We start from the raw sequence: 14,109 nt of genomic DNA, 5'->3' as shown, positions 1-14,109 counted from the left end.
GGATGATGGCGACGTGCCCATCAGTGACGACAAATCGAGAAAGCTGGCTTCTCCAGAGTCTGTCGAATTATCGGTCGGCTGATCGGACAGGCGCTTTCGCCAGTTGCAGAAGCTGGAATAGCCAATGTTCTCTTGTTTACAAAACTGCGAAGCTGACAGACCACTGTCACGATGCTGGTCAACCAGGGCCTGCCACTGTTCCGGGGTGCGGTGCTTTCTCATGGGGGTAACCTCGTGTGGGCAAATGTGAGGTTACTGTAGGGCGAATGTCAGCCGGGCGGCAGGACGTCTTAGAATGAACGCTTACCATCAAGCACCTGAACATCGGGCTCTTCACGCCGAGCGTTCAGCTCGTGGACGGTCCACTCCTGCAACCTGCTCAGGGGTAGTGCCGCATTCTGCCAATCCGTTATACCATTGTGCAGGTAGCCACGAATGTCATCCAGGCCGATGCGGTAGAGCTGGGTAATGGCTTGATGGACATCTTCTGTCGACTCGCCCACCAGCAAAATTGGGCGGGAGTCATAGAGCATCCATCCCGCCCAACTGACAAACTCGTTACGTAACGCGATGTTGATAGCCCCTGGCACATGGCCACCGCCAAATGCCAGTATTGAGCGAATGTCTACGACCTGCATGTTGGCGTTGCCAGCAAGTGATTGAAAGTCATCAGGCGACAGCGGCGGGGCCAGCGATAGGCTTTCCCACTGTTCGATGGCACCGACGTTCAGCTTCTTCAAGCGCGCATAGTGTCGTGGCGGTTCCGGCATATCGGCAAGCAGCGTGTCAATAAACGCCTCTTCGCTACTCTTTTCCTGCAGTACAGAATTAAAAAGCCGTTCGTTGCCAAGCGTAGATTGATGCCTGTCACCTATCGACTTACCGCCCGCCGAACCGGCCCCATGAAAGGAATATATTTCTATCCGATCGCCCAGCGGCAGATAACGATCAAAGAGAGTGTGAAATAGCTCACTGGCCAGCTTTCGTTCACTGCCCTCTCCAAGCAAATCAGGGCGCCCAACATCCAGGTTGAACAACGTGTCGCCAGTGAATAATGCGATGGGGTCACTGCCTTGCTGCGTATCGAACAGCTGAAGAGAAATGTGTTCAGGCGTATGGCTCGGCGAATGCATGATCTGCAGCCTTACCTGGCCGAGTTCCAATACCTCACCATCGCTGACATGGCGAAGGTCGAACCGGTATTCATCGGAGCGGCCACCAATAACCTGCGCACCAGTGCGGTTCGCCAGTGATTGAGCACCGGATACAAACTCTGCATGAATGTGCGTTTCGATGACATAGGCAATTCGCAGGCCTTGCTCTTTTGCCATCTGCAAGTAGATATCAATATCTCGACGAGGGTCGATTACCGCGGCCACTGCCGCCTTGCTGTCACCAACCAGATAGGAAATCTGTGCTAGGCCACTTGTAAAAAAATACTCGAAAATAAGCATCGCTACCTCCTTTAAAAGATGGGGGGTGTCATTGCCCAATCGTCCAATATTTTTACGTAAAACGCGTGTGCTTCCTCGTTGTCAACTAACATTTAAGATAGAACGATTTGGCCACTGCAACCACAGTGAAACGTAATCGACGTTAATCTCACAAAAAACGTTAGTCTGTTCGGTGGATCACTGAACGGCACCTGAATACTTGGCGGGGACTGAGATATTGAGGAAGCCTCGGTGCTTTACTTTTTGCACCTGAAAGAGTTTTTGTTGGAGACCGTTCGTTAAACCTGCATTAAGTTACTTACTTGAAGATGATTCGTGCACCCATCGACAAACCTGCCTGGCACCAATACAGTTTTATGCCGGAATGGCAGTCAGTGAAGGAACAGTTGGATGGGCAGGCGGAGGTGATTTTGGTTGGGGTTTGAGGTGCAAGCATTGAAAAATAGGAGTTTCTCCTCATTCCTTCGCCAAAAGTTGTTCTAGATAGCTCAGTCTTTGGTGGGAAAAGCTGGGTTTATGAGTAATCGTTGCTAAGTCACGAGCCGTGCCAACGATATGCACCTCCGACTCAGCGCGTGTAATCGCGGTATAAAGCCATGCTCTATCCACTATTCTCCCAGGCCTAAGGGCAATAATCACACGCGGAAATTGCGATCCTTGTGCTTTGTGAAGTGTAATGCAATAGCCGAGCTCCATTGATTCCTGGATAGCCTGAGTTAACACAATCTCGCTGCCGACATCCAATCGCACCACGCCGAAATATTTTCCTGTAGCCTCGGACTCGGACGAAATTAAAGTACCCAATGACCCATTCTGGATACCTGAGTCGTAATTATTCTCCGTAAATAACACAGAGTCGCCACAGCGAATTTCGCGGAAAAAACGGTCACCTTGCAGCTCAAATTCCATACGCTGTCCGCTTGAATTCACCGCTGCCTGTACGCGCTGATTAATATCAGCTACGAGCGCTTTAGTTGCGCCGACGATGCGGCTACCGTCTGGAGCCTCTGCAAACAGCGCAGTACATTGTTCGGCAATGTTGTTTTGGGGTGTCTCGTGAAAAAAGACTGCACCCATAGACAGCTGCTTAGGAACGATACCCTCGTTAATCATTTGCGAATATTCAGGGATGCCCGTCGACTCCACTTGGCGTTTCACAATATCTAACGTTGTGTTAGCAATCAGGCCCGATGCAACAATATCTGAAAGAACTTTACCGCAACCAATTGGTGGTAACTGAACAGGATCACCCGTGAAAATGATCCGAATATCAGGGCTGAGGTGAGTGACTAGACGATACATGGTGGGTAAATCGACCATGCTGGCTTCATCTATTACGAGCAGGTGCAGAGGTTGAGCACTAGTGGGCTCAACAGGTGCTTGCCGTAGCAGCCCGGCAATAGTCCTTGTTTGGAAACCAATCGACTCCTGCAGGCGCATCGCTGCCCGGCCTGATAGGGCAACGGCGTGTATCTCGTAGCCGAGAGCTTTGAAGGCACTAAGCGTTGTGCGGAGCACAGTGGTCTTCCCCGTTCCTGCACCGCCTGTGATGCAACTAACAGCATTATCCAGAGAGATCGCAATGGCCTGAACTTGACGCTGCGTCAATTCATAAGGCATCTCGGCTAATGAGGTTCTGCAGGCTTGGTCGGCATCCTGGTCATATAAATCGATTTGAGCAGCTAACTTTCTTAGTCGCTTTGCTACAACTGACTCCATCAAGAACTGCGCCGTTGGATGGTAGGTATCAGCTTCCTGGTTCAGCACGAACTGGGCCTTTTGATGACCGACTTCAAAAGCCCGAGACGCAAGCTTTGAAGTGCCAAGCGCCTTACTGACATACGGGCGAATTCGGCTTTGAGTCGTGTAGGTATGGCCTTTTTCGACGTCCTTCCTTATCGCCATCTCAACAGCAGCAATCAGACGTCTAGGGTCTTCATCTGTGATAGTGAAGTTGAGAGAGTCCACTTCCTGGAAGGACATGCCGAAACCCATAAGCACATAGGGATTCTCTTGGATTATTTCAATGGAACGCTCGTGATGAAATTTTAAAAGCCGTTGCTGAACTGGCGCCGGTATGGCGTGCTCGGACATCCAATTACAGGCAGAGAGGTTTGCATACTTGGCATATCCTTCAAACAGTGCATTGACAGAATCAGGGCTCAGTAGCTTCAGTAATTTATTTCGAGACTCTGGTGTATCCTTGCTCACGGTCATATGAAAGTGTTCGCCCAATGCATGCCAGAGCAAGCGGGCTTTCTGCTCTCCGATGCCCTTAAAGTATTCTTCTTTAGCGATAAATTGAATCAACTGCTCGCCGTCTTGCGGCAAGGTACAAGCAAGCTGTTTTGGCGCATCATAGGTGTGGCGTCTGAACGAATAAGCACCATTCTGCAGAGTGTCGATCACGTACGACCCAGTAACCTTCCAATGCTGACCTATTGACGGTGCGACAGGGAGAGCTGACAAATCGGATTTGATCGTAATGACGTATTTTACGCTACTGACTAACGGAGAGGAGTTGCGAACTGGGACACCGCTGAAAATGACATATCTATCCGTTGCATATGGAATGCTAGTAACTCGCAAGAAATCAGTATCAAATGGGCAGAGCGTATTCATCAGCGCGGCATCACCCCCATTTCGGCTAACGTCTCGGATAGCTCGCCAAAGCGGGCTAGGCGGCGCTCTAGCTCTCTAATTCGGGCTTTGAGTTCTATATTCTCCTGCTCAAGTCGGGCGGAACGATGATCATTGCGCGTTAGACGTGTTGCCGAAATATTGTATTCCCGAGACTGATCGGTTGGTGTATGGGCGGCCTCTACTACTGGTGGAAGGATACTCCGATTCCGTAATTCCGATTCAAGAGCATCGATTTCAGCACGCAAACCAGGATTCTGAGTTAGCGCACTTTTACCACAACCAATTGCCTTAGCAATTTCCACGCGCTTCAACCGACCGAGGTGGATAATTTGTAGAAAATCTTCGTCAGTCTGAGTGGCTCGCCAAGTTCGAAACTGCTCAAGATTGTGTTTTGCTAATTGCTGACCACTAGCCATTGTTCATCTCTTCAGGGCGTTTCTTGATTAGGGTACGTAAATCCAAGTTTGGTATTTCTCTAGCGTTAGATAAAATGCGTTCGATCAACCTCAGTTGCTCATTGTTTTTGCGTTCAAAAATGACTATCTCTGCTTTTAGGTTTTCAATTTGCCGAGCAAGGCTTGCACTCTCCACAGTGACTTCTTCGGGCATTGACGAGGGAACACCGCGTAGCTGATTTTTCTTATCTTTATAAGCGTGTAAGATACCCGTATAGGTGCAGAGTGTCTGGCGAGTAACCCTTATCCCCAGTTCCAGCTCGGCTCGCTCAACCAATGTCGCCCAGGTAAGCTTCCCTTTCCACTTATGAATGAGAACTTCAATTTTGCGTTGTTCCTGAGAGCTTATTTTTGGCAAGGCCATTGAATTTATTCCTCTGACAAACCAAAGTTGGATAGCAAATTATTCAAATCGCTATTCTCAGCACCAAGATCGACGTGACTGGTTTCAGTGGACTGAAGGCTTTTCATTCCACTATTTGAATCAGGCAACGCAAACCTTATTGTTTCTACTTTTTTGGTACTCAGATCCGTCACTTTGAACTCACTAACCCTTTGGGAAAAACGAATGATAGAACCAACAGGGTACTCTTTCATAAGCAGGATCAAAGATTTAAGTACTTCTGTATTACGGTGGTGTATCACAACCCAGTCTTGCATTGCTTTTGAAACTTTGACTCTAGAATCATTGCTCACCTGATCCAGCCGAGCCTTTTGGTAAACAAAGTCTTTTTCAAAAAGATCAATCGCTTTTTGATCTCCTGCAATATGACAAGCGGAAGAACACATAAAGCACTGACTAACAAAATCGTTTAAATATTCACAAGGGGAAACATTTAGCTCTTGAACACATACGCCAGTTGATGTCACGGAAGCAGGCAGGTTAGTAGTCTCTGTCAAGTCCTTACTTGTGATTATACGGATATCTGAGTCTTTGTCATTTGAGAAATTGAGCACAGAGCTTATTCGCTCAGACTCCTCATGCTCAGTAGTATGAATATATTCAAATGTTTGATTAACATCTTTTCTTCCAGACCATGCGGTAATTATTTCAATAGGAATATCGCTGAGATGAGCCATTGTATTGGCAAAGTGTCTAAACTGATGCGGCCTAATTCTCATTTCTTTCCCATACCCGTGTTGCTCGAACAAATTAGGACGTGTTGTTTTCTCTGAAACACGACTATTAAGACGATTTAACAGATGACTCGAAATACTTGCAGGCGAATTCAATGCGAAAAATGACTTACTATATATTTTACCTCCAACAGATGCTTTGTTTAAAACACACTTTGGTAAACAAAACAACAGATCCGAATAAAATGTATAGTTTTCGCTAGCACTAAATGCATAAGGAAATGACGGAGAAATCACAGTTTTAAAATGATCAAACCAATGTTCTTCGAGCTCCTTTAACGTAACAAAGTCTGGAAAATCTTTTACAGTTAAATAACTAATTGTTGTACCAAATAAAATATCCCAAACTTTAGTTTTAACAAATCCAGGAGAATAAAAAACATCAGAGCTATCAAGATCATAAATTGGTTTTTCCAAATACATTTCCAAACTTAAATTACCGGAATTCTGTCGCTTTAATTTTGCTTTTTCTAATTCCTTAATAACTAATACTTTTTCATCAATATTATAAAAACCAAGAGCATATGCCAAGGTAAATAAATTTGGCTTGTTATTTAACACTACTCTATTACACCTTATACTTTCTACCTCGACGCCTTCAATTATCTCTTTCCAGCCTTGGGCAGGATTTTCATAATATCGAGAAATTACTCGATAAGGCTCACAGTAATGATTAAAAAAATTTATTGCTCTAGAGACATTATCGGACAATGCTTCAAGGATATGATTTTTATTATTTTTATAGCCCTTACTTCCTTGCCAATCCAAATAGAAAACAGGCTTTCCAGCAGATTCCGAATAGCTTTTAAGCTTTTGTTTATTAAGAACTGATATTTCCGCACTCATCCGGTTTGGTGCGGAAAGTGACAAAACAGCAAACGTACAGGTTACGGCGTCGGATATATCAACTGAACCACCATTCATAACCCTACCTTCGGAGTCAACATCCCGAAAAGTATTAACAAAGATTTGTCCAAGTGCTACTATCACCTCCTCATCTGGTAAAAGTTTAACGCGTCGATCATTAATTTCATCGCCTGTCCTATCACGATAGTCTACTTTATATTTTGGATTATCGTATCCGCCTAACAAATTATACTTTTTACAAAACCGCCAGAAAGAAACACTTTTTCTTTGATTCCATCTCTGCGCTGGAATGTCATCTAGTGTATATTTTATTTCTGAGAGCATCGCCCGAGCTGTTATTACTTTTGCCTGACAATCAACCGCTGAAGAACCACCAGCTAAAATTTCAATAATATATATTTTTAGTAGATGATTATAGGGCTTTGGAAGAGAGTATTCTGATGTTACAGAGCGATCAGATTTTAATTTCTTACCATTGAAAATGGTACAGAGATAACGAGTTTTTCTTCCGGTTTTTGGATCAATATAATACCAAACAAGATCGTCCAGTGTCGCTTCTTTACCACCTGGCCCTTCAAGCTGAGGAAAACTTTTAGATTCATATTTTGAAACTAAAGCCTCTAGATTATTCAGATATTTATTGATCATTTATTCTGTCTTGTTGGTTAATTAGCTCATCACATAGCGCAATAGTTATTTTTATTTTGTCAATTTGGCGCTCAAGCTTTTCAACTGACCGATTTATAACTGAAGATGGCAGATGGACTATGTTAGCTGACAATTTTGCATTTGCTTGGTCAAGTACCGTACGATGATCAGCATCTAAAAGAGGTCTAAAACTCGGACACCCATAACAACCAATCGGTCTGCCCAATTTGGTCTTACACTGGCTACAAGCTTTAATATCTTTCACTCCACCTATTTTTTCAAAATTTGACCCCAAAATAACTTCATCATTTTTATCTAAGCTTCGAACAGGTACAGCAAACGCGTTTTTTAAAAACTGATTAGCAAGATAGTTTTCATCAATCAAACGTCTCGACTGATAATCAAGATCAACGTAATGCCTTGCTGCTGGCTCAGTTACGCCTGTTAATCTACTGAGCTGTGCAGAATCGAGCCCTTTCTCTGCTCCGCGTGTTAACGCTGTGTGCCGAAGTCGATTCGATGTTACGGAAAGATTACTAGTACGGTCTGAGATTCCTTTAAGGCTTTTTAGTCTTTGAATAATTGTTTGTTCGCCCAGGTGATAAAGAGAAGAATGTTGTGTAAATAACGCTTTATAACTAGCTACATCATTTAACCTTAAACAAAAGAAATCCTTTGAAATAAATACAGGCATATTTTCCATTATTTCTATAACTTCTTCTTTAGCAAGATCGATTCCAGATTTTAAAAGCGCTAGATTTAATCCTTTAGCATAAATCAATTTATAGTTATATATAAGAAGGGATAGGTCTTCGCTCAAAGCCATAGGATATCTTTCTGGCGTAGATCGGTACCAAGCTTCTTTTACGTTACTTTTGACCCGATATAATCTTAATTGAAGCGCGGCAGTTCCTATATTTAAAATCTCATTACAACCTGTTATTAATTTGTCGTTGAACGAGCTTCCTACTGGAATTAAGTCACTCCATTTTAGCATTGCAACTTGAATTGGGCGACGCAGGATTGCTATTAACAATCTTACACTTACCAGATTTCTCAATATGCCAAATGAAAAAAAACCAGCATTCCCCAGCCTGTCGAAAAAATCATAATCTCTATCAATACTAAAATCGATACTAGCTATTTCTTGGTTTAAATTCTGAACCACTGAATCAAATTCTAATTCGCTCAACCTCCCTTTAAAAGGATTCAAAGGATCAATCACCTTTGTATCAAGATTGCTTGAAGTAAACTGGTGAAATTTCTCAAACTCTCGGTATCCAAGCCTTACCAAGGTACCAAAGAATTGATTAGTAGCTTTCTTTTTATTTAAACCTAGACTACTCCACGCAATCATTAAATCTTCAATTGAGGGAAATCCTGATTGTATAACCGGTCTGACACCTATTACCACTGTGTATGCAGTTGATGCTGACTTATTAATCACATAGTGAATAAAAACAAGTAATGCCAGCTCAATCTCCTTATTTGACAACTCGCCGGACCTTAACCAGGCTAGTTTAATTAAGTTACCCTTACCTTTATTTTGCAAAAGCAACCATTCAGCATCGGCGACTCTTACTTTTAAGCCTGATTTCACAATAATATATTCTGGAATCTCATTGCCAGCAGTATTGGCCTCGTCAAAAAAGGGAAATGACTTATTTCCCTTTATCGTTGCATCATTATTTTCCCTCATTTTTCTGCTCCACCAGTTCTTGGTGCTTCCGCATCATTTCTACAGTGTGTCGCTGAATTGCCTTGTCATTGTAAGTTTGCCCCATAGTTGAGTTGGGCGACCATCCCATGGCGTTCCTCCTCATATCCTCTAAAAGAGGACGCTCAACGTTCTGTTCTTCACCTGCGGCGTCGAACTTTTCATTCCACTTATGGCGTAGTAAATGTGGATGCACCTGAAAATTAAGAGAATTTGATAATTTATTAAAAATATTATTGATCGTTTTCAGAGAAATAGGTAGCCCGGCTGTACCTTTTGAATTTTTTTCACTTACAAAAATAAAATCATGAGTATTGCATTGGTTAAACTGTGGTCTGATATGATCTATGTAGAATTTAATCTGCTCCATTAGGCTGCGGTTAACAATAGCTTCATGGGAACGAGTCTTTTGATTTGGCTTTTCTAGTCGAGGATCGGTAACATCCGCGCCACGCGAACGATAGATAGATATTCGGTCATAGCTACCATGAAACCGGCAATCTGATATCTTAAGTTTTGCGAGCGCCCCGCGCCGGATGCCCGTCTGCTCAAGCAGTGAAACAATCAGATAGTTTCTTACTTTGGAAGACTTAAAGGGATTGTGCTTAGACTTAGGAAGGATCATCTCTTGTAGGCTTTCGAATACGCTGTCAGGTATTACCGAATCGGTAGTTGAGACAGGATTGAAATCCGAATTTCGGCCAAACGATTGCTCATCAAGTTTTAATTTTGAGATCAATTTATGAAAGCGATCCTCGACTTCGTCAGTAACTACCTTTCCACCGTGAAATTCATCAAATAGCCACTCTAGATATTGCCTGAGCCGACGTACTCGACCCTGAATAGTTTCTGGAGATACCTTTGAGAAAGCCCGGAGGTTGGCTGTCATAGCATTCCGCAGATGCTTATCCTCGACACCTAGAAAAGGTATTACGTTTGGCTCAAGTGGGGCGCTTTTTTGATGGTGGCAAAAATCAAAAAAACTTAAATACTCTGGGTATGAAACTAACCTGCCGTTTGCTACTCGGGCGGTCAGATCTATCGAGCGGTTAGTGAAATAACAAAGCGCAAACAATAGTTCGTTTGAGTATCTCACAGTTGTATTAAACGCCTTTCGAGATAATACGCTATTTATGTAAGCTGCCGCATAGACGTCTAAAGGACAATCGTTCTCGTCTACAATTGATACGAATTGGATGCCACCATAAAGATATTTTTTAAGCCTAATCCTTGACAAAATATGTAATCCTATAAGCAGATTACAAAAATCTATTACTCAGACAAGTCTTTGTCAATAAAAACTCTTGAGAAAGGCCGAAAAACGGGCTTTTGGGAGATGAAGAGGCAGGAACTAACTTTACAAAAAATATATGGCCTATAATTTTCCGCCGGAGAGGCAGACCATTACGCGATCACCTTCATTGATCATTTGGTAATCAATAATCGCATTGCCCACTTCTCGGCGCAGACGCTTTTGCAGCTTGTTAAATTCACGCTTCTGCTTCGCATCAGCCAGCTCAGGCTGGTCGTGCTCAGCGTCAGCTGGGGTGGCTCCAACCGTATCAAGGTGAGCAGGATCAAAGTGATCAAGAGATTGCATGGTATAAGCACTGCCGAGGGTATGGTGAAGAGAAGAGGCGCTACAAAGAAATAATTGGGCGCTATTCTAACAACACTCTTCGCCTTGACCCAACTACTCGTCGCTCCTCCCTAAGCAGCCTGCGCCATAATACGCTGCAGGCGCATATACAGCAGTGCGCTGGCGGTGGCCTCTCCAAGCACACTCTGCATGCCCGTGATGGGTACTTGCCAGCACGCCAACGCCTGGGCGAAGCTGCTGGGCGCTTCGACCTCCGGGTGCAAACGGCGCAGTTGGCGCTGATGCAGTTTTGCCACATCGACCTGGGCGTTGGGCAGGGCAAAATTCAGCCGCTTACTGAGCAGTGCATTCAATGCTCCAATGCGCTTCTCTAACTGCCAGCCAACGATGGGCCGATTGCCGATAAATTCTACTAGCGCGCTCAAGTTATCACTGTTTGGTGGCAGTATCTCCCCCGCCTCGCACAGCAAGTGATGACGGCGCAGCGTTGCGCTCTCGGGCTGCTTTGCGCTACCAAGGGTGATCACAAAAGCACGACTGGTATGCACCTGCTGATGGCTCAGCACCACTGCCGCCACGCTGATCACAGGTGATGATTGCGTGGGCGTTGCGGTGCAGGCGAGCGCCACCAGCTCTTCGCCCATATAGGGCTGAAACAGCCAGGCATAGGGGGAGTCTGCACAACGACGCCGGTCACTTTCACGCCTTAACAAGGTGCGCAGCGAGCCGCTAAATAGCGTCACATGTCGATCTAACAGCCGCATTCCGCTCACGAATACTCCAAATGGTAACGGTGGGAAAGCCGCTGCTTAAAGTCTTTGACAATATGCATCGCTTCGCGCAGTAGGTCGCGCTCCAGGGAAGAGAGGTTCTGCACCACGACACGGTTAGCGCGTCTGCTGCTTTGGGCGTTAGTTTCTTTCGCATCCGCAGAAGTTTCCAGCGTACTTAGCTGCTGCTTGAGGCGCAGCTCAGAAAAGAGCGCCAACGCTTCGCCCAGGTCATCGGCAAAACGGCGATCCAACCGCCCGTCAGTAGCCAGGGCATCCAAGCGATCAAACGTCGAGGTGGCTTTGATGCGCCGCTCAAGCGCCATGGTGCGGACACCGTGCACGATAGGGAAAATACCGCCTTTCTTGATATCGATACCGTGCTGAGGCTTTTTCAGCGAACCAAACAGCGTCAGCGGCGTCGAAAAGCGCAGCGCCGTGCGGGCAAAATAGGAAAGCAGCAGCTCATCGCCCGAGCAGCGTTCAAACAGCTCATCGCGCACGCTCTCAAGCAAGCTCGGGTTGCCCGCCACGCCATGAGCATCGAGCATAATGGCCAGCTTCATCAGGCTATCGCCATCACGCTCCCTGGCCCACTTGGCAATATTACCTTTCCATTGGGATACCGTGGCCACCCACTCGGGGTTAGACACCATAATGTTGCCGGGGCACGGCGGGTAACCAAGCTGAATCAGGGTATCGGTGAGCGTTTGCATATGGCTGGCAAGATCAGGCCACTGGGTTTCATCGGCAAGAATCAAGCCGTTATCCTGATCCGTTTTTAGAATCTGCTCACCGCGCCCTTCGCTGCCCATCACCATCATGCAGCTCTGCTCGTGATAGCGCTTATCGACAGTGAACTCCCAGGCCTTGCTAATAATACGGCCGTTTAGTGCCGCAAGCAGATCCATCGCAAAGCGCAGCTTAACGCCCTGGGCCATCAGCGCTTTGACCAGCTCCGGGGTGCGCTGACTGGCAGCCGAAAGCGCCTCTAAGTTGGTCGCCTGCTCGATCTGCAGGCTCACCACATAGCTGCGGCTTGAGAAGTAGCTAAGCACGTCGGTGAGCTCTACAACGCCTTTCAAGACGTTTTGCTCCATCACTACCACCCGCGCCACTTTATGGCGGGTCATCAGCACCAATACTTCAAATAAGTACTGATCCGGTGCGACGGTCACCAAGTTAAAATGGGCGATCTTATCCACCGATGATGTTACCGCGCTGCCCTTTAGCACTAAGGCGTTGAGCAGATCGGTTTTGGTCACCATGCCGAGGGTGTCGTCCTGGGTCGACACCAGCAGGCTGTCGGCGTGACTTTCGTTGAGCTGTTTTACAGCGCTAGCGATATCGGTCGTCGCTGCCATCAGCAGTGGCGCACGCATGCACTCGCTTACCTTGGCCAGCATAAAGCCTGCCATGGTGACGCCACCTTCGGCGCGCTTTTCGGTCATCAGGCGCGCCTTATGGGTCAGCGATTGGCGAAAAAAACTGCTGAAATCAGGATAGTGGCGACACAGCTGCTGAAACAGTGCTTTAGGCATTAGGTAACACAGGCACTCCTGTTCAGCCTTAAAGCGGTAGCGGCTTTTACCGTTGAGAATACTGATCGCGCCAAACAGGTCCCCTGCCGTGTAGTGACCAATACGCGCGGTAGATGAGGGCAATGTAGGATCGATTTCCGCCACTTCGCCTTTATGGATCAGATAAACGAACTCACCCGCTTGGCCAGTCTCTAAAATGATTTCGTCACGATCAAAATAGGCCAGGTCAATGCCACGACGAATGTGGTCACGCCCCTCATCGTCAAGGAGCGTAAACGGCAGTTGGGATAGATCCACATCGACCATGGGGTATAACCTCATTAAACGGGCTGCGACTAACCGGGTTGTGTCTTAAGGCGCGCTAGCAGACATAAGCAAAAATAAATAAACGTCGTGACTCGATACTGGCCCACATAAATTGGCCCACACCAGCGCTTCAAAAAAAATGTTATCGATTATTATATGAAGGTGGCTGTACGGGTATAAAGGATTCACTTCCCAAGTAGCAAGTATAACCTTGTTATACCTTTAGCTATCACGCTAAAGTCGAAGCGACTTTTGATACACGACCAAAGTATCGACACTTACTAACCGTGCTTCCGGCAAAACCCAGGACATGTATTTAAAGTAGCCAATAACTGCTTTTATTTGCTCACTAGACTATCGTCCTATAGCTCTTCAAACGCCTAAAAAATTCGCTTAAACAGCCTCTAAAAACTCGTATTTTCAATAACATGCATCTTACCAAAAGCCAATTCGTCGTTTATTGATACCAAAGTCTGGGATTTATTTTTTGACGTTTATTGCCCAGTATTAACAATGAGTCATGCAGGGTAATCGCACGTCACTAACTAACTCGACATTTCATATCGAATAATAAGGTGATGTGCTAACAGAAGCTGACTCACCACTCCTATCGATAGGGTGGCTTTAGACGTGCGATTGCCCTGATGGGTCACACGCTATTCCTCGTGAACTTTCCCAACCTTAAAAATCACAAGTGGAGAGCAACACAATGGCAGATGACAAAACCAACGCTGCTGAATACTGGAAAGCAAACGTCCGCTTAATTTTCGGATGCCTGGCTGTTTGGGCATTTGTTTCTTACGGATGCGCTATCCTTTTTCGCCCGCTGCTCGCCGGTATTCCGGTTGGCGGTACCGATCTTGGCTTCTGGTTTGCACAACAGGGCTCAATCCTAACGTTTATCGTGCTGATCTTCTTCTATGCCTGGAAGATGAACAAGCTCGATCAAAAATTTGGCCTTGGGGAGTAAG

The 14,109-nt window shown here is 45.8% G+C and carries 11 protein-coding genes and 1 pseudogene; 1 reads left to right on the top strand and 11 read right to left on the bottom strand.

Features of this window, described 5'->3' with window-relative positions; all coding sequences use genetic code 11:
- From tnpA to HALA3H3_RS13630, 11 genes and pseudogenes are all read right to left on the bottom strand, one after another.
- The coding region (gene tnpA / locus HALA3H3_RS26155; protein WP_082116858.1) for an IS66 family insertion sequence element accessory protein TnpA at nucleotides 1-222 on the bottom strand (222 nt) is incomplete at its 3' end.
- Nucleotides 223-290: 68 nt separating this feature from the next.
- Nucleotides 291-1,454, bottom strand: coding sequence for an MBL fold metallo-hydrolase (locus tag HALA3H3_RS13675; RefSeq protein WP_022522145.1), 1,164 nt, complete (start codon nucleotides 1,452-1,454; stop codon nucleotides 291-293).
- Between the two features lie 456 nt (nucleotides 1,455-1,910).
- On the bottom strand, nucleotides 1,911-3,863 hold the full coding sequence (locus HALA3H3_RS13670) for an AAA family ATPase (protein ID WP_199105078.1): 1,953 nt from the start codon (nucleotides 3,861-3,863) through the stop codon (nucleotides 1,911-1,913).
- Between the two features lie 212 nt (nucleotides 3,864-4,075).
- Complete coding sequence (locus tag HALA3H3_RS13665; protein ID WP_022522143.1) at nucleotides 4,076-4,513, bottom strand: VPA1267 family protein; 438 nt, start codon at nucleotides 4,511-4,513, stop codon at nucleotides 4,076-4,078.
- Nucleotides 4,506-4,916 carry a hypothetical protein gene (locus HALA3H3_RS13660; RefSeq protein WP_022522142.1) on the bottom strand — a complete coding sequence of 137 codons (411 nt, stop codon included), beginning with the start codon at nucleotides 4,914-4,916 and terminating at the stop codon, nucleotides 4,506-4,508. Before HALA3H3_RS13660 ends, HALA3H3_RS13665 begins: the two co-directional genes overlap by 8 nt.
- A 5-nt stretch (nucleotides 4,917-4,921) precedes the next feature.
- On the bottom strand, nucleotides 4,922-7,204 hold the full coding sequence (locus tag HALA3H3_RS13655; protein WP_022522141.1) for a site-specific integrase: 2,283 nt from the start codon (nucleotides 7,202-7,204) through the stop codon (nucleotides 4,922-4,924).
- Nucleotides 7,194-8,903, bottom strand: coding sequence for a hypothetical protein (locus tag HALA3H3_RS13650; protein WP_022522140.1), 1,710 nt, complete (start codon nucleotides 8,901-8,903; stop codon nucleotides 7,194-7,196). The genes HALA3H3_RS13655 and HALA3H3_RS13650 overlap by 11 nt, the downstream gene beginning before the upstream one ends.
- On the bottom strand, nucleotides 8,890-10,158 hold the full coding sequence (locus tag HALA3H3_RS13645) for a site-specific integrase (RefSeq protein ID WP_022522139.1): 1,269 nt from the start codon (nucleotides 10,156-10,158) through the stop codon (nucleotides 8,890-8,892). The genes HALA3H3_RS13650 and HALA3H3_RS13645 overlap by 14 nt, the downstream gene beginning before the upstream one ends.
- A 144-nt stretch (nucleotides 10,159-10,302) precedes the next feature.
- Nucleotides 10,303-10,521, bottom strand: a pseudogene (locus HALA3H3_RS13640) (tRNA 2-thiocytidine(32) synthetase TtcA); the annotation flags it as partial.
- A 110-nt stretch (nucleotides 10,522-10,631) separates the two neighbouring features.
- Nucleotides 10,632-11,285, bottom strand: coding sequence for a 3'-5' exonuclease family protein (locus tag HALA3H3_RS13635; protein ID WP_053857193.1), 654 nt, complete (start codon nucleotides 11,283-11,285; stop codon nucleotides 10,632-10,634).
- 5 nt (nucleotides 11,286-11,290) lie between these two features.
- Nucleotides 11,291-13,138: a DUF294 nucleotidyltransferase-like domain-containing protein gene (locus tag HALA3H3_RS13630; RefSeq protein WP_022522136.1), complete on the bottom strand. Its 1,848-nt coding sequence runs from the start codon at nucleotides 13,136-13,138 to the stop codon at nucleotides 11,291-11,293.
- Between the two features lie 709 nt (nucleotides 13,139-13,847).
- Between HALA3H3_RS13630 and HALA3H3_RS13625 the strand changes: the two genes are divergently transcribed.
- Nucleotides 13,848-14,108: a DUF4212 domain-containing protein gene (locus HALA3H3_RS13625; RefSeq protein WP_007113808.1), complete on the top strand. Its 261-nt coding sequence runs from the start codon at nucleotides 13,848-13,850 to the stop codon at nucleotides 14,106-14,108.
- Nucleotide 14,109: the final 1 nt, after the last annotated feature.

The sequence above is a fragment of the Halomonas sp. A3H3 genome (genome assembly GCF_000982975.1).
In the GTDB taxonomy this organism is placed as follows: domain Bacteria; phylum Pseudomonadota; class Gammaproteobacteria; order Pseudomonadales; family Halomonadaceae; genus Vreelandella; species Vreelandella titanicae.
This window is presented reverse-complemented; position numbering and strand designations above follow the sequence as displayed.